Origin of the sequence: Mesoflavibacter sp. CH_XMU1404-2, from assembly GCF_037029465.1 — a bacterium.
Lineage (GTDB): Bacteria > Bacteroidota > Bacteroidia > Flavobacteriales > Flavobacteriaceae > Mesoflavibacter.
Map to the genome: position 1 here is coordinate 322,134 of NZ_JAYMEM010000009.1, position 22,414 is coordinate 344,547.

The 22,414-nt window shown below is 33.0% G+C and carries 20 protein-coding genes and 1 tRNA gene; 9 read left to right on the top strand and 12 right to left on the bottom strand.

Going from position 1 to position 22,414, the window contains the following annotated elements; genetic code table 11:
* Positions 1 to 78: 78 nt before the first annotated feature.
* From frr to rplM, 6 genes are all read right to left on the bottom strand, one after another.
* On the bottom strand, positions 79 to 633 hold the full coding sequence (frr, locus tag WA327_RS07445; RefSeq protein ID WP_036227108.1) for a ribosome recycling factor: 555 nt from the start codon (positions 631 to 633) through the stop codon (positions 79 to 81).
* Between the two features lie 67 nt (positions 634 to 700).
* Positions 701 to 1,408, bottom strand: coding sequence for a UMP kinase (gene pyrH / locus WA327_RS07450; RefSeq protein ID WP_027879481.1), 708 nt, complete (start codon positions 1,406 to 1,408; stop codon positions 701 to 703).
* Between the two features lie 154 nt (positions 1,409 to 1,562).
* Positions 1,563 to 2,534, bottom strand: a complete 972-nt coding sequence (gene tsf / locus WA327_RS07455) for a translation elongation factor Ts (RefSeq protein ID WP_336068170.1) — start codon at positions 2,532 to 2,534, stop codon at positions 1,563 to 1,565.
* Positions 2,535 to 2,623: 89 nt separating this feature from the next.
* On the bottom strand, positions 2,624 to 3,394 hold the full coding sequence (gene rpsB / locus WA327_RS07460; RefSeq protein WP_336068172.1) for a 30S ribosomal protein S2: 771 nt from the start codon (positions 3,392 to 3,394) through the stop codon (positions 2,624 to 2,626).
* Positions 3,395 to 3,554: 160 nt separating this feature from the next.
* Complete coding sequence (rpsI, locus tag WA327_RS07465) at positions 3,555 to 3,941, bottom strand: 30S ribosomal protein S9 (RefSeq protein WP_336068173.1); 387 nt, start codon at positions 3,939 to 3,941, stop codon at positions 3,555 to 3,557.
* Positions 3,941 to 4,396 (bottom strand): 50S ribosomal protein L13, encoded by a 456-nt coding sequence (gene rplM / locus WA327_RS07470; RefSeq protein WP_336068175.1) that lies wholly within the window; start codon positions 4,394 to 4,396, stop codon positions 3,941 to 3,943. Before rplM ends, rpsI begins: the two co-directional genes overlap by 1 nt.
* Before the next feature lie 278 nt (positions 4,397 to 4,674).
* Here rplM and msrB point away from each other — a divergent pair, with 278 nt between their 5' ends.
* The 4 genes from msrB (at position 4,675) to dcm (ending at position 9,043) form a co-directional block, all read left to right on the top strand.
* Positions 4,675 to 5,124, top strand: a complete 450-nt coding sequence (msrB, locus tag WA327_RS07475) for a peptide-methionine (R)-S-oxide reductase MsrB (RefSeq protein WP_336068177.1) — start codon at positions 4,675 to 4,677, stop codon at positions 5,122 to 5,124.
* A 4-nt stretch (positions 5,125 to 5,128) separates the two neighbouring features.
* On the top strand, positions 5,129 to 5,668 hold the full coding sequence (msrA, locus tag WA327_RS07480; protein WP_336068178.1) for a peptide-methionine (S)-S-oxide reductase MsrA: 540 nt from the start codon (positions 5,129 to 5,131) through the stop codon (positions 5,666 to 5,668).
* A 121-nt stretch (positions 5,669 to 5,789) separates the two neighbouring features.
* A complete protein-coding gene (locus WA327_RS07485) occupies positions 5,790 to 7,739 on the top strand; it encodes a YgiQ family radical SAM protein (RefSeq protein WP_336068180.1) in 1,950 nt (649 codons plus the stop codon).
* A gap of 71 nt (positions 7,740 to 7,810) precedes the next feature.
* A complete protein-coding gene (gene dcm, locus WA327_RS07490) occupies positions 7,811 to 9,043 on the top strand; it encodes a DNA (cytosine-5-)-methyltransferase (protein WP_336068182.1) in 1,233 nt (410 codons plus the stop codon).
* Here dcm and WA327_RS07495 read toward each other — a convergent pair whose 3' ends face one another.
* The 3 genes from WA327_RS07495 to polA all read right to left on the bottom strand — a co-directional run bounded on the left by WA327_RS07495 (position 9,044) and on the right by polA (position 13,682).
* Positions 9,044 to 9,751, bottom strand: a complete 708-nt coding sequence (locus tag WA327_RS07495) for a PmeII family type II restriction endonuclease (RefSeq protein ID WP_336068184.1) — start codon at positions 9,749 to 9,751, stop codon at positions 9,044 to 9,046.
* Positions 9,752 to 9,821: 70 nt separating this feature from the next.
* The gene (locus WA327_RS07500) at positions 9,822 to 10,775 is read right to left on the bottom strand and encodes a bile acid:sodium symporter family protein (protein WP_336068187.1); all 954 of its coding nucleotides are present in this window, start codon (positions 10,773 to 10,775) and stop codon (positions 9,822 to 9,824) included.
* A 21-nt stretch (positions 10,776 to 10,796) separates the two neighbouring features.
* Positions 10,797 to 13,682, bottom strand: a complete 2,886-nt coding sequence (gene polA / locus WA327_RS07505) for a DNA polymerase I (protein ID WP_336068189.1) — start codon at positions 13,680 to 13,682, stop codon at positions 10,797 to 10,799.
* Between the two features lie 212 nt (positions 13,683 to 13,894).
* Here polA and WA327_RS07510 point away from each other — a divergent pair, with 212 nt between their 5' ends.
* Positions 13,895 to 15,121, top strand: coding sequence for a metallophosphoesterase (locus WA327_RS07510; protein ID WP_336068191.1), 1,227 nt, complete (start codon positions 13,895 to 13,897; stop codon positions 15,119 to 15,121).
* A 54-nt stretch (positions 15,122 to 15,175) separates the two neighbouring features.
* A complete protein-coding gene (locus WA327_RS07515) occupies positions 15,176 to 15,472 on the top strand; it encodes a thioredoxin family protein (protein WP_336068193.1) in 297 nt (98 codons plus the stop codon).
* Here the strand turns inward: WA327_RS07515 and WA327_RS07520 are convergent.
* Positions 15,469 to 16,116 carry a polysaccharide deacetylase family protein gene (locus tag WA327_RS07520; RefSeq protein WP_336068196.1) on the bottom strand — a complete coding sequence of 216 codons (648 nt, stop codon included), beginning with the start codon at positions 16,114 to 16,116 and terminating at the stop codon, positions 15,469 to 15,471. The two genes, WA327_RS07515 and WA327_RS07520, sit on opposite strands and share 4 nt — an antisense overlap.
* Positions 16,117 to 19,413 carry a DUF2723 domain-containing protein gene (locus tag WA327_RS07525; RefSeq protein ID WP_336068199.1) on the bottom strand — a complete coding sequence of 1,099 codons (3,297 nt, stop codon included), beginning with the start codon at positions 19,411 to 19,413 and terminating at the stop codon, positions 16,117 to 16,119.
* A 151-nt stretch (positions 19,414 to 19,564) separates the two neighbouring features.
* On the opposite strand from WA327_RS07525, the gene WA327_RS07530 reads away from it, so the two are divergent.
* A tRNA-Gln gene (locus WA327_RS07530) sits at positions 19,565 to 19,637 on the top strand.
* A 53-nt stretch (positions 19,638 to 19,690) separates the two neighbouring features.
* Here WA327_RS07530 and WA327_RS07535 read toward each other — a convergent pair.
* On the bottom strand, positions 19,691 to 20,515 hold the full coding sequence (locus WA327_RS07535; RefSeq protein WP_336068201.1) for a universal stress protein: 825 nt from the start codon (positions 20,513 to 20,515) through the stop codon (positions 19,691 to 19,693).
* Positions 20,516 to 20,673: 158 nt separating this feature from the next.
* On the opposite strand from WA327_RS07535, the gene rimP reads away from it, so the two are divergent.
* Both rimP and nusA read left to right on the top strand, forming a co-directional pair.
* Positions 20,674 to 21,135 carry a ribosome assembly cofactor RimP gene (gene rimP / locus WA327_RS07540; protein ID WP_336068203.1) on the top strand — a complete coding sequence of 154 codons (462 nt, stop codon included), beginning with the start codon at positions 20,674 to 20,676 and terminating at the stop codon, positions 21,133 to 21,135.
* Positions 21,136 to 21,150: 15 nt separating this feature from the next.
* A complete protein-coding gene (nusA, locus tag WA327_RS07545) occupies positions 21,151 to 22,383 on the top strand; it encodes a transcription termination factor NusA (protein ID WP_336068206.1) in 1,233 nt (410 codons plus the stop codon).
* Positions 22,384 to 22,414: the final 31 nt, after the last annotated feature.

Below are 22,414 nucleotides of genomic sequence, written 5' to 3' on the forward strand. Positions count from 1 at the left end.
ACTAAAAACAATCCAAAATAAAATATATTAAAAAAAGAAAAGAAATAAAAAAAGCGACTATTAAAGTCGCTTAAATTATTAAACGGTCATAATTTCTTTTTCTTTAATCGCTAAAATCTCGTCAATTTTTTTAACGTATTTATCGGTTAAATCTTGTATGTCTGCTTCAGCATTTTTTTGTACATCTTCAGAAGCATCATCTGTTTTTTTAATGTCGTTATTAGCTTCTTTTCTTGCGTTTCTTACTCCAATTTTAGCATCTTCAGCTTCAGCTTTTGCTTGCTTAGCAAGGTCGCGTCTACGCTCTTCTGTTAATGGCGGTACGTTAATAATTATAAAATCACCATTATTCATTGGATTAAAACCTAGGTTAGCATTCATGATTGCTTTTTCAATTTCTTGAAGCATATTTTTTTCCCAAGGTTGTACGCTAATGGTTCTTCCATCTGGAGTATTTACGTTTGCAACTTGGCTTAATGGAGTTTGAGAGCCATAATAATCAACCATCACACTTCCTAACATTGCAGGGCTAGCTTTACCGGCACGTATGTTTAAAAATTGTTTTTCTAAGTGTTTAACTGCTTTATCCATTGCTTCTTTAGCAGTATCTATAATAAATGTAATTTCTTCCATAGTATGTATTTATTATTGAAGCTCTTTCAATAATTGAGCCAATTTTTAAAATTGAAATATATTAAAATTATAAATTAACTTCGGTTCCAATGTTTTCTCCTGAAACTACTTTTAATAAATTACCTCTTTTGTTCATATCAAAAACAATAATTGGTAATTTATTTTCTTGACTTAAAGTAAATGCTGTAGTATCCATTACCTTTAAGCCTTGTCTAATGACATCGTCAAAGGTGATATGGTCAAATTTTATTGCAGATTTATCTTTTTCTGGGTCTGCGTTATAGATACCATCAACTCTTGTGCCTTTTAAAATAACATCTGCTTCAATTTCGATTGCTCTTAAAACTGCAGCAGAATCTGTTGTAAAGTATGGGTTACCTGTTCCGCCTCCAAAAATAACAACACGTCCTTTTCTTAAATGGCTTAATGCTTTTCTTCTAATAAAAGGCTCCGCAACTTCATTAATTTTGATTGCTGTTTGAAGTCTTGTTTTTACATCTGCATCTTCTAAAGCGCTTTGTAAAGCTAAACCGTTTATTACTGTTGCAAGCATACCCATGTGGTCTCCTTGCACACGATCCATACCATTACTTGCTCCTGCAACACCTCTAAAGATATTACCGCCACCAATAACTATGGCAACTTCAACACCTTTGTCGGTTAGTTGTTTGATGTCTTCTGCATATTCTGCTAATCGTTCTGGATCTATACCATATTGGCGCTTACCCATTAGGGCTTCACCAGATAATTTTAGTAAAATTCGGTTGTATTTCATTTTAATTTTGAAAGTTTAGCAAAGCTACATAATTTTTTGAAATCAAATTATTAAAATTTTTGTTTTGTCTTTTTGACTTCATGGCATTAAAAAAGCCATTACTAAGTTGTAATGGCTTTTTATATTTATGTTTTATTGTGTTTGCAATAAAAGACTATCCTACGCTTACACGTTTAAATCCTGTGATTTCAACATCACCAAAAGACTTAACGTATTCTGCAACAGTCATTTTTTCGTCTTTGATAAACTTTTGATCTAATAAACATTGTTCTTGATCTAAAGTTGTGTTATCAGAGATAAAACGCTCCATCTTACCTGGTAAGATTTTGTCCCAGATTTGTTCTGGCTTACCTTCAGCTTTTAATTGCTCTTTTGCATCTTCTTCAGCTTGAGCTAAAACTTTTGGAGTTAATTGAGACATTGAAATGTATTGAGGTACATTTTTTAATGTTTTTCCTAAACGAGCTAATTCTTCGTTTTCTTTCTCAATAGCAGCAATTCTTGCTTCAGTTTCGCTAGCTACGTATGCTGGATCAAAATCTTTGTAAGATAAGATTGATGCACCCATAGATGCAATTTGCATAGCAACGTCTTTTGCTAAAGTTTCTACGTTGTCTACAGCAGCAGAAAAACCAACGATAGCAGCAATTTTGTTAATATGTACGTAAGAACCAACGTAAGGTGCGTTTACTTTTTCAAAAGCATTGATGTCTAATTTTTCACCAATTACACCAGTTTGTTCTACTAATTTTTCTGATACTGAAATACCATTAAAGTCAGAAGCTAAAAATTCTTCTTTGTTATCAAAGTTGATAGCATTATCTGCCATTTCGTTAGCTAAAGCAACAAAAGATTCATTTTTACCAACAAAGTCAGTTTCGCAACCTAATACGATAGCAACACCAGTTGTGTTATCATCGTTTACTTTAGCAATTGCAGCACCTTCTGAAGAATCACGATCTGCTCTTTTTTCAGCAACTTTCTGTCCTTTTTTACGTAAAACGTCAATTGCTTTGTCAAAGTCTCCGCCTGCTTCTACTAATGCTTTTTTACAGTCCATCATACCTGCACCAGTAGCTTTTCTTAGTTTGTTTACTTCTGCTGCAGAAATTTTTACTTCACTCATAATAAGTTATAATTTAAAAAAAAGTCGTTCAATTAATTTTCAGTAAAGAAAAGAACTAAACGACTTATTCATGTTTGAAAATTGTTAATTTATTCTTCTTCCTCTTTTGAAGCTTTTGCTTTTTTAGGAGCCGATTTTTTGTCTGCTTTTGCAGCATCTTTCTCAGCTTTTTCAGCTTTACGCTCGTTAAGACCAGCTGTAATAGCTTCTGTAACGTGCGTTAAGATTTTATCAATAGATTTAGAAGCATCATCGTTTGCTGGTATTACGTAGTCTACCTCACGTGGATCAGAGTTAGTATCTACCATAGCAAAGATAGGAATGTTTAATTTTTGTGCTTCTTTAATTGCAATGTGCTCACGCTTAATATCTACAACAAATAAAGCTCCTGGTAAACGTGTCATATCAACGATAGATCCTAAGTTTTTCTCTAACTTAGCTCTTAAACGGTCTACTTGTAAACGTTCTTTTTTAGAAAGTGTGTTAAATGTACCGTCTTTCTTCATTCTATCAATAGTAGCCATTTTTTTAATCGCTTTTCTGATAGTAACAAAGTTTGTTAACATTCCACCAGGCCATCTTTCAGTAATGTAAGGCATGTTAATGCTACTTGCTTTTTCTGATACGATGTCTTTAGCTTGTTTTTTTGTAGCAACAAATAAAATTTTACGACCTGATGCTGCGATTTTTGCTAACGCTGCACCAGCTTCGTCTATTTTAGCTGCTGTTTTGTATAAGTTTATGATATGGATACCGTTACGTTCCATATATACGTAAGGAGCCATGTTTGGGTCCCATTTACGTGTAAGGTGACCGAAGTGTACACCTGCTTCAAGTAATTCTTTTACTTCTACTGCCATTTTGTAATAGTTTACGTTCTGTTGAATTAGCAATAATTAAGTGGTCATTTAATAAATTCGCCTTAATTATTTAGATGCTAAACTAAACTTGCCTTTTAGGCTAAGTACAACAATAACTAGTTTAATTTTTTGTTTTGTGCTAAATAGTTTAGCAATGATATTAACGTTTAGAGAACTGGAATTTTTTACGAGCTTTCTTCTGACCGAATTTTTTACGCTCTACCATTCTTGGGTCTCTTGTTAATAATCCTTCAGGTTTAAGAATACCTCTGTTTTCTGTATCTACTTCGCACATTGCGCGAGAGATTGCTAAACGTACAGCTTCTGCTTGTCCTGTAATACCACCTCCAAATACATTTACTCTTACGTCAAAGTTACCTTCGTTTTCTGTTAACGTTAAAGGTTGTTTTACTTTGTACTGTAATGTACCTGTAGTGAAGTAGTCATTTAAATCTTTTTTGTTAACTGTGATGTTACCTTTTCCTTTAGCAACATAAACACGAGCAACTGCGGTCTTACGACGACCAATTTTGTGAATTACTTCCATTAGTTGAATTCGTTTAAGTTAATTGCTTTTGGCTTTTGAGCTTCGTGAGCGTGCTCTGTACCAACCACAACAGTTAAATTACGGAATAAGTCTGCTCCTAATTTGTTTTTAGGTAACATACCTTTTACTGATTTTTCTACTAATCTTGCTGGATCTTTTCCAAACATTTCTTTAGCAGATAAACTTCTTTGACCACCTGGATAACCTGTGTGACGTAAGTAAGTCTTATCGTTCCACTTGTTTCCTGTTAAGTTGATTTTTTCTGCGTTTACAACAATTACGTTGTCTCCACAATCAACATGTGGTGTAAAGCTAGGCTTGTGTTTACCTCTTAAAAGTTTTGCAACTTTAGAAGCTAAACGACCTAATGACTGACCTTCAGCATCTACTAAAACCCACTGCTTGTCTGCAGTAGCTTTGTTAGCTGAAATCGTTTTGTAGCTTAATGTGTCCACGTTATTAATTATTTTTTATTAAACATTCCTCTCTCAAAAAGAGTTTGCAAATTTACGATTATATATTTGATTACCAAATACTGTACTCACTTTTATTTGATAACTATGTTGATATCTTTTTTTTAGCCCAATTTTTTGGCGAAAAAATAACTAACACTTTAATAATTAACAGTTAAGATTAAACTATTTTAGCTTTTTATTTAAGATGAAAGGTTAAGCTTGTTAACACGACTTATCACACAACTTTAATTACTTAATTAACAGAAAGGAAAAGTACAATGCTAACTTGGAAAGATATTATAAGTTTTACCGTTAACGGAAATCCAAATCCAGACCGTCGTGTTGAAAAAACAGACGAGCAATGGAAAGCACAATTAACACCAGATCAATATAGGATTACTAGATTAAAAGGAACAGAAGCGCCGCATAGTGGTGCTTTATGTAGTGCTTTTGAAGCTGGACAATATAATTGTGTGTGTTGTGACACGCCATTATTTGATTCGACTATAAAATTTAGTTCGGGTACAGGTTGGCCTAGCTTTACACAGCCAATACAAACCAATGCGATTAAATATGAAAAGGATTCGTCTTTTGGGATGATACGTGTAGAAATTATGTGTAATACTTGCGATGCGCATTTGGGACACATATTTCCTGATGGACCAAAACCTAGTGGTTTACGTTATTGTGTTAATTCAGAATCTTTAATTCTTAATAAAGAAGGATAATTTAATGACTACAAAAAAGTTAGAAGTTGCTACTGTTGGTGGCGGATGCTTTTGGTGTACAGAAGCAGTTTTTAATCATGTAAAAGGTGTAGAAGAAGTTGTTTCTGGTTATACTGGTGGTAATGCACCAGGAAAACCAACTTATCGCGAAATTTGTTCTGGGTTAACAGGTCATGCCGAAGTGGTTAAAATAACTTTTGATGCTAATATTATTAGTTATAAAGACATTATTGAAATCTTTATGACAACACATGATCCAACGACTTTAAACAGGCAAGGTGCAGATGTTGGGACACAATACCGATCTGTAATATATTATTATAATGATACTCAAAAGGAAATTGCTAATCGTGTTTTAGAAGTATTAAATCCTTTATACAACAATCAAATTATTACAGAAGTAAGTCCAATGGGTGTTTTTTATGAAGCCGAAAAAGAGCATCAAGAATTTTATAAAAACAATCCAGATTATGGCTATTGTACTTATGTTATAGATCCAAAGTTGAATAAATTAAGACAATTACACGCAGAGAAACTGAGATAGGCTTATTAGTAACTATCTCATTATGAGTTATTATGTTATTAAATAAGTGTATGTAGTTCCAGCCAATAAAACCTTTTAAAAAATCTATTATAGTATAATTTTTGATTAATTTTGCAGCGTTATGCAAGAAGAATTAAGACTTTCTAGTTGGTTGCCTACCACAAATAAAGAGGTGAAAATTCGCGGATGGGAATACCTAGATGTTATCCTATTTAGCGGAGATGCCTATGTAGATCATCCAACCTTTGGTCCAGCAGTAATCGGACGTTTGTTAGAAAGTATGGGTTTGCGTGTTGCTATAGTACCACAACCTAATGTTAACGATAATCTTCAAGATTTTGTTAAGTTGGGTAAACCACGTCTGTTCTTCGGTGTTACTGGTGGTTGTATGGATCCTATGATTAGCAACTACAACGCCAACAAAAAGCGTCGTGATAAAGATGCGTACACACCAAATGGCGAAATTGGTTTTAGACCAGATTATGCATCAACGGTTTACAGTAAGATTTTAAAAGAGAAATGGCCAGATACACCAGTTTTAATTGGTGGAATTGAAGGCTCATTACGTCGTGTGACGCATTACGATTATTGGAGCGACCAATTGATGCCAACCATTCTAGAAACGTCTAAAGCTGATATGTTGGTATACGGAATGGGGGAACAACCATTACGTGAAATAGTACGTTTGCTAGAACGAGGTGTTCCGTTTGAAAGTATTAATACCGTAAACCAAACGGCAATTCTTATTAATGATGAAAACGATATCCCAAAAAATAAAAATTGGGAAGATGTAGAAATTGCATCGCATGAAACTTGTTTAAAGGACAAAAAGGCATATGCGTCTAACTTTAAGATTATAGAGCAAGAATCAAATAAGTTAGCTGCAAGACGAATTTTTCAAAAAGTAGGTGATAAGATGCTGATGATCAATCCGCCTTATCCAACAATGACCGAGGAAGAAATAGATGCCTCTTTCGATTTGCCTTACACGCGTTTACCACATCCTAAATACAACAAACGTGGACCAATTCCTGCGTTTGAAATGATTAAGTTTTCCATCAACATTCATCGTGGATGTTTTGGTGGTTGTAGTTTTTGTACCATTTCGGCACATCAAGGAAAATTTATTGCATCACGTAGTAAAGAATCTATTTTAAAGGAAGTCGATACGGTGGCAAATATGCCTGATTTTAAAGGCTATTTATCTGATATTGGTGGACCAAGTGCAAACATGTATCAAATGAAAGGTAAAGTGCAAGCTATTTGCGATAAATGTGTTGCGCCAAGTTGTATTTCGCCAGTAATTTGTAGCAATTTAGATACGTCTCATAAACCGTTAACCGAATTGTACCAAGCGGTTGATAGTCATCCGAAGGTAAAAAAATCGTTTATCGGTTCTGGAATTAGACACGATATGTTGGTGCCAGAATTCAATAAAAACGCAGATCCTAAAGAGTTAGACGATTATACTGAAGAAGTGATGACCAAGCACGTTTCTGGTCGACTTAAAGTAGCGCCAGAACATACCAGTGATCCTGTTTTGAAATTAATGCGAAAACCTTCGTTTAGTTACTTCCATAAGTTTAAAGAACGTTTCGATAAAATCAATATTAAGAATAAACTGAACTTACAGTTAATTCCGTATTTCATCTCAAATCATCCAGCTTGCGAAGTTGAAGATATGGCAAATCTTGCTGCCGAAACTAAAGATATGGGCTTTCAGCTTGAGCAAGTACAAGGCTTTACACCAACACCAATGACCGTTGCAACTGTGATTTATTACAGTGGTTACCATCCGTACACGCTTAAAAAGGTAAATACGCCAAAAACCAGAAAGGAAAAAGACGAACAACACCGTTTTTTCTTTTGGTATAAAGATGAAAACAAAGCTTGGATTAAAAACACGCTTAATAAATTAGGAAGACAAGATTTACTTGATGTTTTATTACCTAAGAAAGATGAAAAATGGCGTAAAAATAAACCAGGTAAAACTAAAAACACCTATAACGATGCTGTACCTTTTAACCAACGAAAGGATAAGGTGAAGTATAAGAAGAAGCGTAGGAAATAGTCTTTTTTAAAATTATTTTTTTATTTCATTTTGTTTGTTAAATTTGTAACCATTGTATAAGGTTGTATAATATGGTTATAAAAGAATACTACTCACTAGCTGAAGCTGCAGAAATTTTAGGAAAAAGTAAAGAAACTCTTAGAAGATGGGACAATGATGGAAAGTTGAAAGCTTTAAGAGAACCTGTAAGTGATTATCGTATTTATAGAAAGGAAGATATCAATGACCTTATTAAACCTTTATTTGAAAATTTAGATGAAGATATTGATAATTCTGAAAAACCAATTAAAGAATATAAAGTTTTAGAATTATTTGCTGGAGCAGGAGGATTGGCGATAGGCTTAGAAAAAGCAGGGATTAAATGCGTCGCTCTAAATGAAATTGATAAATGGGCTTGTCAAACACTACGGAAAAATAGACCTAATTGGAATGTCTTAGAAGGAGATATTAAATCCTTTAGTTTTGAAAATTATAAAGATGAAGTTGATATTGTAACTGGTGGATTTCCTTGTCAAGCGTTCAGTTATGCTGGAAAAAAATTAGGACTAGAAGATGCTAGAGGAACACTTTTTTATGAATTTGCTAGAGTTGTCAAAGAAGTTAATCCTTTGATTTGTGTAGGTGAAAATGTAAAAGGACTGCTATCTCACGATAAAGGAAAAACCCTTAAAGGCATGATATCTATTTTAGAGGAAATAGGTTATAATGTTGTGCCTGTAAAAGTTTTAAAAGCAGTAAATTATAAAGTACCTCAAAAAAGAGAAAGACTTATTTTAGTTGGTGTTAGAAAAGACATTGATGTAAAATATGAATATCCTAAACCTTATCAATCTATTTATAATTTAAAAGATGCTTTAAAGAAAGGAAAGTTATATAACTCAGATGTTCCAAAATCTGATGGTGCAAAATATCCTGAGAGCAAAAAAGTTATTTTAGATTTAGTGCCACCAAAAGGATATTGGAGAGATTTACCACTTGACATTCAAAAGGAATATATGGGTAAAAGTTTCTATTTAGGAGGAGGAAAAACAGGAATGGCTAGACGTATAGGTTGGGATGAACCAAGTTTAACCTTAACTTGTAGTCCTGCACAAAAACAAACTGAAAGATGTCATCCAGATGAAACAAGACCATTTACTGTACGTGAGTATGCAAGAATCCAAACATTTCCAGATGATTGGAAGTTTGCTGGTTCTACTTCTCAGCAATATAAACAAATAGGTAATGCTGTGCCTTGTAATTTGGGTAAAGAAGTAGGCTATTCTTTAGTTAAGTTTTTGAATGATTATTACGAATCAAAATAATTAATCAAACTTATTTTTAATTTCTTTAGCTAATTTTGAAATTGTTTCAGATACAACTTTAGTAGCGTCAACTTCTAAAGCAACTTCACCTATAGCATCAATTAATTCAAAGTAAAAATTTTCTTGACCAGTTAATCTGTGCCAGAAATCTTGACCAACAATAACGGGATAGTTCTGCTCTATTTTTTTATAATGTGAACTTAAATCATTATGGTCACCATATATTACACCTACAATCATATCATTAATGCCAATATTTAGATTATTAGTTCTTGCTAAATTTCTAACACCATTAAAATGATTGACTATGGTCACAACATCATCTTTATTAATTGTATTTGGACCAGCTTTTAATTGACAATATTTTTTTCTTTTATCAATTTCATCAATAAATTCAATATCTATTCCTTGTGTTGTAGATCCTAATCCTTCAAAAAGACTGCTTATTAAACTCTGGATTTTCATTCCAAAAGAAGTGTTTATAGAAGTGCCTAAAATTCTTGGTAACACTAATGCTTTAGCTATACTTTCTGGTTTGTCATTGCCAGTTAAAAAGTTAGCTAAATACTTATATAGAAAAGGATTTATGTTATAAGAAGACAATTTGCTAGCTCTTTGGCAAGCACTATTTATATGGTTTTGAACAATTTCATCACGAAAGAAACTTTTCGCATTTTCAATTATTTTTTGTTTTTGCCTATTGTTCATCTAAAAATTTATTTTCTGCCAATTTAAGAATTTTTAATTTTAATTGAATTTACAATCAATTAATAAATTCTCAATCCCTTCTTCCATGCTTAGCAGCAATCACACTTATTGCTACAATTTGAAACGCGTGAAACATCATAATTGGCAATAAAATAATACCTAAAAATGGGGCGTTTTGAAATAGTATTTTAGAAAATACTGTACCGTGTACTAAAGACTTTTTGGTACCGCAAAATTGTGCTGTGATTCGGTCTTCAATAGAAAAATGAAACCGTTTTGCGATGAAACCTATAAAGAAATATACTATCCAAAAGATTAAGATAGCAAAAGCTAAAACTGCTAGTAATTTTAACGGACTTAAATTTTCGAAAATGCGATCTAAAAAGGATTTAGAAAAGCTTTTATAAATAATCAACAAAATAACACTTTTATCAAATAGCGTAATTTTTTTACTGTGTTTTAAGGCAAAAGCACCTAAAAATCGTCGTAACAATAGTCCTAAAATAACTGGTGCTAAAATTTCTAACAATAACTTTTGGTAGACTTCGATTAAGCTATAATCTGTTCCGGTAGAGGTCATAAAAAGACCAATCCATAACGGTGTAAGAATCACGCCAATTAATCCCGAAATACTTGCATTAAAAATGGCTGCAGGAATATTTCCTTTGGCGATAGATACCATAACTACAGACGACGACACTGTTGAAGGCAACGCTGCTAAAAACATAAAAGCCAGCCAAAGTGCTTTGTTATCTTCAGTAATTAAAGGATAAGCAGACAATACAATTAAAGGAAAAACAATAAACGTTGTCGCTTGTATTAAGACATGTAGTTTCCAGTTTTTTAAGCCAATTTTTATTTGTTGCGGACTTAATTTTAGTCCGTAGAAAAAGAAAATAAGCGATATACCAATACTACTCAAAGTATTTAAAACCTGAGCGCTTTCACCTTTACCTAAATCAGGATAAATGTATGCCGCTATTACGGTAATTATAATAGCAATGACGAATTTGTCTATTTTCAAAATTCGATAGAGATTTTAAATTTAATGCGCTTCTAACCAGTTGTCACCTAGACCAATTTCAACATCTAATGGTACCGATAATGTAAAGGCATTTTCCATTTCAGTTTTTATCAGTTTTGAAATTTCATCTAGTTCTGGTTTGTAGACATCAAATACCAATTCATCATGTACTTGTAGTAGCATTTTGGTTTTGTAAGTACCAGCTTCTAATTTTTCATAAATGTTAATCATTGCTAGTTTAATGATGTCTGCTGCACTACCTTGAATTGGCGCATTTACCGCATTTCGTTCTGCTGCACCACGAACAACCGCATTTCTAGAATTGATATCTTTTAAATATCTGCGTCTGCCTAAAACCGTTTGCACATAACCATGATCGCGCGCAAAATCGACTTGCTTGCTAATGTAGTTTTTAAGCTTTGGATAGGTTTCATAATACGTATCAATCAACTCTTTGGCTTCACTACGCGATAAATCAGTTTGGTTACTTAAACCGAATGCCGACACACCATAAATAATTCCGAAGTTAACCGTTTTTGCATTGCTACGTTGCTCTCTAGTCACGTCTTCAATAGCAACATTAAATACTTTTGAAGCAGTTGACGCGTGAATGTCTTCGCCATGTTTAAAGGCTTCAATCATGGTTTCTTCTTCGCTTAAAGCTGCGATAATACGTAATTCAATTTGAGAATAATCAGCAGCTAATAACGTGTAGTCTTCATTACGAGGCACGAACGCTTTTCGTACTTGTCTTCCACGTTCTGTACGAATAGGAATGTTTTGTAAGTTTGGGTTGTTACTACTTAAACGACCAGTTGCTGCAACAGTTTGCATATAATCGGTATGTACGCGACCTGTAGCTTCTTCAACTTGAAGCGGTAACGCATCTACATAGGTGCTTTTTAGTTTTGATAAACCTCTAAAATCAAGAATATTTTGGATGATTTCATGGTCTTTTGCCAAGTAACTTAACACGTCTTCTGCGGTAGAATATTGTCCAGTTTTGGTCTTTTTTGGTTTGTCTACCAATTTCATTTTTTCAAATAAAATAACACCTAATTGCTTTGGTGATGCAATGTTAAATTCTTCGCCAGCAGCTTCGTAAATGCTTTTTTCTAAATTAGCAATATCTGTATTTAATTGCTCTGATAAACTGTTTAAAAAGTCTTTATCAAGGTTGATACCTTCTAATTCCATAGCAGCTAACACACGTAGTAACGGGATTTCAATGTCATCAAACAATTTTTGTGTGTTGGCTTCGCCTAATTCTTTTTCAAAATGTTCTTTAAGTTGAAGTGTAATATCGGCATCTTCTACAGCATATTCGGTTTGTTTGTCTAAAGGCACATCGCGCATAGATAACTGATTTTTACCTTTTTTACCAATCAACGTTTCAATAGAAATTGGTGTGTAGTTCAAATAGGTTTCTGCCAATACATCCATATTATGGCGCATATCTGGATTAATCAGGTAATGCGCTAACATGGTGTCAAATAATTTTCCTTTTACCTCAATGTTGTATTTGGCTAAAACTTTAATGTCGTATTTTAAATTCTGACCGATTTTCTGAATATTTTCAGCTTCAAAAAACGGACGTAATTCTTCAATTAATTCTTGTGCTTCATCTTTATTTTCAGGAAAAGGTAGATAGAATCCTTTGCCAGTTTCCCAAGAAAAAGCAATCCCAACTAATTCTGCAGTTAACGGATTTAAACCCGTAGTTTCGGTATCAAAACACACTGAAGTTTGATTAAGTAGGTTTTTCACAAACAGTTTAGTTGCCATTCCGCTTGCAATACTTTGGTAAAAGTGACTTGTATTTTCGGCTGTATTTCTTGTAAAAGACGTATTAGCTTCCGTTTGCGAATCATTATTGCCACCACCAAATAATGAGAATTGTCCTGCACCAGCAGATGCTTTTTCTTTTGTTGTTTGAGACTTCTCGACAGAGCCTGTACTGAGCGTAGTCGAAGTACTCGAAGTGACATTTTGATTAGTCGTTGTAATAGAATTATCGCTTTCTGAAGTAAACGTTTTAATAAAATTATCTGTAAGGCGTCTAAACTCTAACTCTTGAAAAATTTCTTTTACTTTTTCAATATCTGGATGATCTAACTCGAAATCTTTAGCGTTGAATTCCACAGGAACATCAAGCATGATTCGCGCTAGTTCTTTTGAAAGTCTTCCTAATTCTGCATTAGCTTCAACCTTTTCTTTCATCTTACCTTTTAGCTGGTCTGTGTTGGCTAAAAGGCCTTCCATGCTACCAAATTGCTTGATGAATTTTTTAGCGGTTTTCTCGCCAACGCCAGGTAAACCAGGAATATTATCACTAGAGTCGCCCATCATTCCTAAAAAATCAATCACTTGTTCTGGTCTTTCGACTTCAAATTTTTTCTGAACTTCTGGAATTCCCCAAGTTTCATAACCGCCACCAAACGATTTTGGGCGATACATGAAAATATTTTCGGTCACTAATTGCGCAAAATCTTTATCTGGCGTGACCATAAAGGTTTTGTAACCTTCTTTTTCCGCTTGACGGGAAAGTGTTCCAATAACATCATCTGCCTCAAAACCTTCCTTTACCATAATTGGAATATGCATGGCTTCCAGAATGTTACAAATGTGAGGAATTGCAGTGCGAATGCCTTCTGGTGTCTCATCACGATTGGCTTTGTAGTCTTCGTACATTTCTACACGATCTACGCTTCCGCCTTTGTCAAAACATACCGCTAAATGATCTGGTCTTTCGCGTTTTATGACATCTAAAAGCGAGTTCATAAAGCCCATAATGGCTGAGGTATCTTCACCTTTAGAATTAATTCTTGGGTTTTTTATAAAAGCATAATACCCACGAAAAATAAGCGCGTAAGCATCGACTAAAAAGAGACGTTTTTGTTCTGACATGTTTTGAATTTTAATCTTTTAAAAAGTTCTTGACTGCGATCGAACAGACAAGAATATCAAAACTACGAAACTTAATGCAGCTTTGCTTGAAAATTTTTTAAAAGCTTATTATGTTTTAATTAGTTTTAGTAATTAGCTTAATTAATGTTAATCTTCCCTTAAATTAAAGTATATATGATTTTTAAGGCAGTAATTTTGTTTAAATTATATATATGATACGCTGGATTATAATAGTAGTTTTATACGGTATTTTTAACTTTTATGCTTTTCAATCGGTTAAGACTTTAACTAGTAAAAAGTGGATTTACATTTTGTTTTTTGCACTTACCATTCTGGTTTTGGTAAACTTAATTTATCAGTTTATGTCACCAAATGAAGGTCGTGTGTTAACACCTGCAAAAAGTTATGCTTTAGGTTTTTTTCTAACTGTAGTCGCTTTAAAAGTGGTGCTAATTTCTTTCTTGTTTACAGAAGATGTTATTCGTATTTTATATGGTACTTACCAAAAAGCTTTTGGAGAAAGAGATAGCTTTTATTTGCCTTCAAGACGAAAATTTATTAGTCAAATAGCTTTAGGTATTGCAGCAATACCATTTGCTTCTATGTTGTACGGAATTTACAAAGGAAGATACAACTATAAAGTGTTAACTTATAACTTAGAATATCCAGATTTACCAGATGCTTTTGATGGTTATCAAATCACGCAAATTAGCGATATACACTCTGGAAGTTTTGATAATAAAGAAAAAATAGAGTATGCTATTGATTTGATTAATAAACAACAGTCTGATGTTATTTTGTTTACCGGAGATTTAGTGAATAATGAAGCGTCTGAAATGGATCAATGGAAGTCTACTTTTTCTAAATTAACAGCAAAAGATGGTGTGTATTCTGTTTTAGGAAATCACGATTATGGTGATTACATGAATTGGCCAAACGAAGCAGCTAAACAAGAAAATCTAGACTATTTATTTCAAATTCAAAAAGAAATAGGTTTTGATTTACTTAAAAACGAAAGTCGATTTTTAGAAAGAAATGGAGAACGAATTGCTTTAATAGGTGTCGAAAATTGGGGCGCAGGTTTTAAGCAAGTAGGCGATTTAGACAAAGCTTCTAAAGCTGTAAAACCAGAAGATTTTAAAATTTTAATGTCTCATGATCCAACACATTGGGAAAAAGTAGCAGTTAACCATCCGTTGCATTATCACTTAACTTTAAGTGGTCATACACACGGTATGCAATTTGGTATCGAAATACCAGGTTGGATAAAATGGAGTCCAGCAAAATGGCGATATAAGTATTGGGCAGGATTATACGAGCAAAACAAACAAATTATCAATGTAAATAGAGGATTTGGTTATTTAGCTTTCCCAGGTCGCGTTGGTATTTGGCCAGAAATAACGGTCATTAAACTTAAAAAAGGGTCTCAAGTTGTTTAAATTCAACTAAATGTTATATTTTTAAAGATAAGTTTAAACAAAAGCTTTAATCAAATGTCAAAATTTGGAGAATTAATAGATGTAGAAATTCCGGTACTTCTAGATTTTTTTACAGAATGGGATGAAACATCTAAAGCTATGCATGCAGTGCTAAGAGATGTTGCTGTCGCATTGGGTGATAAAGCTAGAGTCATAAAGATAGACGTTGACAAAAACAAAGAGTTGTCTGAGGCTTTACGAGTAAAAGGTTTACCAACCTTAATTATTTACAAAAATGGTGAAATGAAATGGCGTCAAACCGGTGAGCAAGATGCTAATTCTATTATAAATGTTGTGCAACAATACGTTTAAAGCGCTTCAAATTTATAACCCTTTTCTGTGTAATAGGTTAATACTTTTGGTAAAGCGTATTGTAAGTTTTTTTTAGCTTTTACACTATCATGAAACACTATTAAACTTCCATCTTTGGTGTGTTTAATGATGTTGTTTAAACAATCTTCTTCTTTTAAACTTTTATCCCAATCGTAGCTAATCACAGACCACATTATTATTTGATATCCTTTTTTTAAAAGTAGTCTAGCTTGCTTATTTTTTATCTTTCCGTAAGGTGGTCTAAATAATTTTTTAGTTGAAAACCTTTCAGGATCTAGCTCCTTTTCTAAAGTGGTTTGAGCTTTTTCTGTGTTTTCTATGTATAAATTGGTGTCTGTTTTCCAACCGTTAAGATGATTAAAGGTATGGTTGCCTATGCTATGACCTTGATTGCTTATTTTTTTGAGTATTTCAGGATATTTCCTAACGTTATCACCAATACAAAAAAAGGTGGCTTTTGCATCAAATTGTTTTAATGTATTTAAAGTCCATTCTGTAATTTCAGGAGTTGGACCATCATCAAAAGTTAGATATAGGGTTTTATTAGAAAACGCCTTTTTCCAAATGTACTTTGGGAAAAGGCGTTGTATAATTGATGGGATTTTTACAGGAAAAGCTAACATTTATTCAGCTTTTAAAATCGTGTCAAATTCTTTTAGAAATTCTTCTTCAGACATTGGTGTTGCTGCTGGCTCTTCTTCGTAGAAGTGCTTAAACAAATCAAGGTAACTGTTAAAGGTTTTAGATTCTTGTTTTGCAAACTCCATATCATATCCTTTCAGCACATCAACTAAGGCTTTGTAACGTTCTATGTTTGTTAGAATTTCTGTAAAGTTGTCTTCTTGTTTTTCGATAGTTAAGTTTCCGTAGTACTTTAAATACTCTTGATATTTTGCAGCAACTTCTTTAAATAACTGTCTTGCTTTTTCTTTATTGTCAACCTCGTAATACGTGCTGATGTAAGGTTCTAATAGTGTGTAGAATCCGTACTTGTCAACAGGCATGTTTTCCATTGCAATGTCTGCAATTTCTTCAGCTTTGTCTAGTTTGTTTTCATTTAGTAAAGCTTCTATTAAACGTGCTAAATTACCACGATATGTGATTGAGTTTTTACGTGTTTCAGGATCATGATAAATGTCTCCGCCGCTATTTCCCCAATCCCAATTTACAACTTTGTTGTACATAAAATCGGTATCAATACGACCCATATCATAAGGATTTGCTCTAGATACAGGTGTTTTTATTGGTACTAATTTATAGACCATTCCGTTTAATTGTAAATAGTCTTTAAGCCAGATATAATCATCATCACCAAAAGCACCGCCTGTAAAATAAATTGGACGTTGCCAGTTGTTGTTAGCAACAATATCTAACATTAATAATCTGTTTTTGTAAATAGCGCTATCGTCTATTGTTATGTATAGGTTGTCTTCAATTAAAGCGCTGTCTTTGGCTTTTACAATTCCGTTTTTAAGCACTTCATTTTTATCTACAGGAATACGAACATGCTCAGCAGGGAAATAATTTGAATTTATCAACTGGCTAGGGTAAGAAGATACATCATCACCTTCTTGCTGCATCATGTATTTAAGCTTGGTTTTTGGATTGTCACTGGTAATGAAACTCATAAACTCGCTTATAGATAACGTATCTTGAGTGCGTAAACGTTTCATTATATAATCTCTTGTACCGTGCTTATATTTGTCATGTGTTAAAGCAGATGGTATTGGCTCACTCTCATAAGCTTGACGTTTCATTTGATCGATATACCAATCTGTTTGGAATAAACTTGTGTTGACTACACGCACATCGGTACGGTATTTTTCAATTTCTTGAGCATACCAAAGCGCAAACGTATCGTTATCACCTATTGAAAATAAAATACCGTTTTCGTCACAAGAATCTAGGTATTTTTTAGCCATAGTTAAAGCTGTATATTTTCCTGATCGGTCATGGTCATCCCAGTTTTGAGTAGCCATAATTAATGGAACTAATGCTAAACAAACTACAGTTACTATTGGAGCTAATATTTTACCAGAAAGGTATTTTTTTAGCATATCAAAAATGGCATATACGCCAAACCCAATCCAAATGGCAAACACATAAAAACTACCAACTACAGAGTAGTCACGTTCTCTAGGTTCAAAAGGTCTAACGTTAGTGTATACTTGAATTGCTAATCCTGTAAAAAGGAAAAATACCAACATGACCCAAAATAGTTTTTTGTCTTTGTTGAATAGATAAAATAAACCAATTAACCCTAAGATAAACGGAAGGAAATAATAGGTGTTTCTAGCCTTGTTGTTTTTTACATCACTTGGTAGATTATCTTGAGATTGCCCTAAATGTAGCTCGTCAATAAATTGAATACCACTAATCCAATTACCGTGTTGGTCTAATTTACCTTGAATATCATCTTGTCTTCCAACAAAGTTCCACATAAAGTAGCGCCAATACATATAACCTAATTGGTATTCAAACATAAAGGCTAAATTATCTCCAAACGAAGGTTTTTCAACATCTAAAAACTGTCCAAATTGCTTTAAGAAATTATGATAATCTTCGTAATCAATTCTACTCTTAACTACATCGTTTTTAAAGTCTAAAATAGATTGTTCTAATCTAGGTTCACCTTGATATGCTGGTTTTATTCTAAAATCTAAAAAGCCTGTAAAAAGCATATAGTTTTCTGCGTTTTCTGTACTCCACATACGAGGCAATACAGCAGCGTGTTCTGAATTATAGTTTTGTTTAGCGCGTTTATAATCGTTAACTATAATGTATTTTCCAGAAGTTTCGTCTTTTTCATATTTTGGTTTATCATCAACATAAGGCTCGTTTTCATCTAAACCAGAATATTGATCGGTAAATAATGGTCCATAAAACAAATGTGTTTCAGGGTATTGTTCTAAGTTGTAGTAGGCTAAAAGTTCTCTCGCACTTGATGGATTATTCTCGTTAATAACCACATTGGCATTAGCACGAATAGGTAGCATTAACCAAGATGAAGAGCCAATTAAGATGAATAATAGGCAAAGAATACCTGTATTAACATCGTAAAGTTTTTTAGCTCTTGTGTATTTTAAACCATAATAAAAAGAAGCGACTAATAAAATACCAGCAATGATAGATCCTGAGTTAAAAGGCAAACCTATTTGGTTTACAAAAAACAACTCTAAAGCACTAAAATATCTTAGTACGTTAGGAAACATTAATTTGAATACAAAAAGAAGTACTGCAACAGAAACTACATTAGCAATGATGAAATTTTTAACTGTAATTTCTTTGTAGTTTTTAAAGTAATAAATTAATCCAATTGCAGGAATGGTTAATAATCCCATAAAGTGAATACCAAAGGATAACCCAATTACAAAAGCAATTAAAATTAACCAACGGTTACCACGTGGTTTATGCATGTCTTTTTCCCAACGTAAACCTAGATAGAACATTATAGACATGATTAATGTAGCCATAGCATACACTTCTGTTTCTACAGCATTAAACCAAAAAGAGTCTGTAAATGTAAATGCTAAAGAACCAACTAAAGCGCTTCCTAAAACAGTAATTTGTTGTCCGCTTTTAAGTGTTTTACCTTCTCCTAAAATCTTTTCTAAGATTAAAACAATGGTCCAAAACATAAATAGAATAGTAAATGCACTAGAAACAGCACTCATCATATTCATTAAAAGTCCAATTTGACTTGGGCTTAAAGCAAAAACAGAAAATACAGCACCAAGCATTTGATAAAGCGGTGCTCCTGGTGGGTGACCAACTTGTAATTTTGAAGCTGTTAAAATATACTCACCAGCATCCCAAAAACTAACGGTAGGCTCTACGGTTAGCGAATAAGTGATTAATGCAATTAAAAAAGCGAACCAACCTAAAATAAGGTTCCATTTTTTAAAACTTAAGGACATCATATGTTTCTGTTTGTTTACGTGGGCGAATTTAGTAATTATTATGTTATAAGGAAGGTTTTTAAGTTAACGTTAAGTTTTTAATGATATTTTCTTTAAAAAATATTTGTACAAATAAAAGAATATTTTAAATTTGCACGCTCAATAAGGTTATTGGCCTATGGTGTAACTGGCAACACGTCTGGTTTTGGTCCAGAAGAGTCTAGGTTCGAGCCCTAGTAGGCCAACAAAAAAGCTTCCTAATTTTAGGAAGCTTTTTTATTTTTAGTCGTTTTTGTGATTAAATCTTAAAGGTGATAACAGGTCTATTGGCATGATTAACTAAGTCTTCACTAATGCTTCCGTTAAAGAAATGAGCAATACCTTGTCTTCCATGCGTGCTAATACCTATTAAATCTGCATTGATGATTTTTGAGAAGTTTAAAATTCCTTTTTCAACAGTTTCATCATTATAGATGTTTATAGTGTAGTTGTTGTGATCTTGTCCTTCAATAAAATCAAAAATTCTAACTTTAGAAGTAGCTGTAGTTACAAAATTGCTAGGTGTATTTACATACAATAAGTGAATTTTAGCATCAAAAAGTTTAGCTAGTTTTACGGCTTGAGCATAGGTTTCTTTATTGTCGTTTTTAAAATCTGAAGCAAACACAAATTCTTTAATATCAAAATGTTCGTGGTTGTTTTTAATGACTAATACAGGTGTGTTAGAGTGTCTTACTACCTTTTCGGCATTAGACCCAATAAAGAGTTCTTTTAAACCTTCTGCACCATGAGAGCCCATAATGATTAAATCTATATGCTCTCTTTCGCAAGTTTCAAGAATACCTTTAGTAATGTCATGAAAATCTACAGATTCTGTTACAGTAATACCTTGCAGATAATCTTTTTTTAATACACTTTCAAATTGTTTGTGTGCTAGTTTCATAAAATACATAGCTTCAGGTAAATCTGCAGGAGCGCTACCAGTATTTAGCTGTTGTATTGGTAAATCTAACATGTGTAATAGCACAATTTCAAAATTGTGTTTTTTTGCCAATTCGGCAGCAACTTTAACAGCATTTTCAGCTTCGTTAGAAAAGTCTGTTGGTACTAATATTTTTTTCATAAGGATGATAGTTTTTTCGGTAGAAAGTATTATAAATTTATGAATAAAAATTGATAATCAAAATATTATGTAAATCAATAAAAATGTGTATATTTGCAGCGTTGAAAGAAAAAGATTAATTGAGGGGACGAAAATGTCCCCTCTTTTTATACTTACAAATGTTTACAGATACAGTCAAAAATTTATTAAACACAGCATTAGAAGAACGTCAAGATTTATTCTTGATAGATTTTAAAATGTCTAACGATAACGCTATAAAAATTACTATTGATGGTGATAAAGGTGTTATGGTAGAAGATTGTATTTTTATTAGTCGCGCAATAGAGCATAATATAGATAGAGAAGAGTATGATTTTTCTTTAGATGTAATGTCTGCAGGAGCAACGTCTCCGTTTAAATTGCCAAGACAATTTGCTAAACATGTAGGAAGAACACTTGAAGTTAAGACCGAAAACGGTAAGGTTGAAGGGAAATTAACGTCTACCTCTGATGAGGGAATAACTTTAGAGTGGAAAGCAAGAGAACCTAAACCAGTTGGTAAAGGAAAAGTAACAGTTCAAAAAAAAGAAAATATTGCTTTTAAAGATGTTTTAGAGGCTAAAGTGATTATAAAATTTTAATTCAGTAATAGAGTTATGGAGAATATAGCATTAATTGAATCTTTCTCAGAATTCAAAGACGATAAGTTAATAGATCGTGTTACACTAATGGCTATTTTAGAAGATGTGTTTAGAAACGCATTAAAGAAGAAATTTGGAGATGACGATAATTTTGATATAATTATTAACCCAGATAAAGGAGATTTAGAAATTTGGAGAAACAGAATTGTTGTTGCAGATGGAGAAGTTGAAGAACCAAATCAAGAAATTTCATTATCCGAAGCTCGTAAAATAGAACCTGACTTTGAAGTAGGTGAAGATGTATCTGAAGAAGTGAAATTAATAGACCTTGGTCGTCGCGCAATTTTAGCATTACGCCAAAACTTAATTTCAAAAATTCACGAGCACGATAACACAAACATCTATAAGCAGTTTAAAGAATTAGAAGGCGATTTATACACAGCAGAAGTGCACCACATACGTCACAGAGCTGTAATTTTATTAGATGATGAAGGAAATGAAATTATCCTTCCAAAAGACAAACAAATTCCATCAGATTTCTTCAGAAAAGGAGATAACGTAAGAGGAATTATTGATAGCGTAGAGCTTAAAGGAAACAAGCCAGCAATTATCATGTCAAGAACATCGCCAAAGTTCTTAGAAAAATTATTTGAATCTGAAATCCCTGAAGTATTTGACGGATTAATTACAATTAAAAACGTAGTAAGAATACCAGGAGAAAAAGCAAAAGTAGCAGTAGATTCTTATGATGACAGAATAGATCCAGTTGGAGCTTGTGTTGGTATGAAAGGATCTCGTATCCATGGAATAGTACGTGAGTTAGGAAACGAAAATATTGACGTAATTAACTATACAAACAATTTACAGTTGTATATTACGCGTGCATTAAGCCCAGCAAGAGTAACATCTATCAAAATAGATGAAGAAAATAAACGTGCAGAAGCCATCTTAAAACCAGAAGAAGTAAGTAAAGCAATTGGTAGAGGCGGACACAACATACGTCTAGCAGGTCAATTAACAGGTTATGAAATTGATGTGTTACGTGAAGGTGCAGAAGAAGATGTAGAATTAAGAGAATTCTCAGACGAAATCGATGAGTGGATCATAGAAGAATTCTCTAAAGTAGGTCTGGATACAGCAAAAAGTGTACTAGAACAAGACGTAGAAGATTTAATAAAAAGAACAGACCTAGAAGAAGAAACAATTTTAGATGTTATCAGAATTCTTAAGGAAGAATTCGAAGATTAACATATATTTGAAAAAAAACAAGGTTAAAGGC

What these genes read in the sequence shown, in the direction of transcription:
- rimP (WP_336068203.1), top strand. Translation starts at nt 20,674, where the DNA reads ATGTTTACAGATACAGTCAAAAATTTATTAAACACAGCATTAGAAGAA.
- rpsI (WP_336068173.1), bottom strand. Translation starts at nt 3,941, where the DNA reads ATGGAAGTAATTCACAAAATTGGTCGTCGTAAGACCGCAGTTGCTCGT.
- nusA (WP_336068206.1), top strand. Translation starts at nt 21,151, where the DNA reads ATGGAGAATATAGCATTAATTGAATCTTTCTCAGAATTCAAAGACGAT.
- tsf (WP_336068170.1), bottom strand. Translation starts at nt 2,534, where the DNA reads ATGAGTGAAGTAAAAATTTCTGCAGCAGAAGTAAACAAACTAAGAAAA.
- pyrH (WP_027879481.1), bottom strand. Translation starts at nt 1,408, where the DNA reads ATGAAATACAACCGAATTTTACTAAAATTATCTGGTGAAGCCCTAATG.
- WA327_RS07510 (WP_336068191.1), top strand. Translation starts at nt 13,895, where the DNA reads ATGATACGCTGGATTATAATAGTAGTTTTATACGGTATTTTTAACTTT.
- WA327_RS07535 (WP_336068201.1), bottom strand. Translation starts at nt 20,515, where the DNA reads ATGAAAAAAATATTAGTACCAACAGACTTTTCTAACGAAGCTGAAAAT.
- msrA (WP_336068178.1), top strand. Translation starts at nt 5,129, where the DNA reads ATGACTACAAAAAAGTTAGAAGTTGCTACTGTTGGTGGCGGATGCTTT.
- frr (WP_036227108.1), bottom strand. Translation starts at nt 633, where the DNA reads ATGGAAGAAATTACATTTATTATAGATACTGCTAAAGAAGCAATGGAT.
- WA327_RS07525 (WP_336068199.1), bottom strand. Translation starts at nt 19,413, where the DNA reads ATGATGTCCTTAAGTTTTAAAAAATGGAACCTTATTTTAGGTTGGTTC.
- WA327_RS07520 (WP_336068196.1), bottom strand. Translation starts at nt 16,116, where the DNA reads ATGTTAGCTTTTCCTGTAAAAATCCCATCAATTATACAACGCCTTTTC.
- polA (WP_336068189.1), bottom strand. Translation starts at nt 13,682, where the DNA reads ATGTCAGAACAAAAACGTCTCTTTTTAGTCGATGCTTACGCGCTTATT.
- WA327_RS07485 (WP_336068180.1), top strand. Translation starts at nt 5,790, where the DNA reads ATGCAAGAAGAATTAAGACTTTCTAGTTGGTTGCCTACCACAAATAAA.
- msrB (WP_336068177.1), top strand. Translation starts at nt 4,675, where the DNA reads ATGCTAACTTGGAAAGATATTATAAGTTTTACCGTTAACGGAAATCCA.
- rpsB (WP_336068172.1), bottom strand. Translation starts at nt 3,394, where the DNA reads ATGGCAGTAGAAGTAAAAGAATTACTTGAAGCAGGTGTACACTTCGGT.
- dcm (WP_336068182.1), top strand. Translation starts at nt 7,811, where the DNA reads ATGGTTATAAAAGAATACTACTCACTAGCTGAAGCTGCAGAAATTTTA.
- WA327_RS07515 (WP_336068193.1), top strand. Translation starts at nt 15,176, where the DNA reads ATGTCAAAATTTGGAGAATTAATAGATGTAGAAATTCCGGTACTTCTA.
- WA327_RS07495 (WP_336068184.1), bottom strand. Translation starts at nt 9,751, where the DNA reads ATGAACAATAGGCAAAAACAAAAAATAATTGAAAATGCGAAAAGTTTC.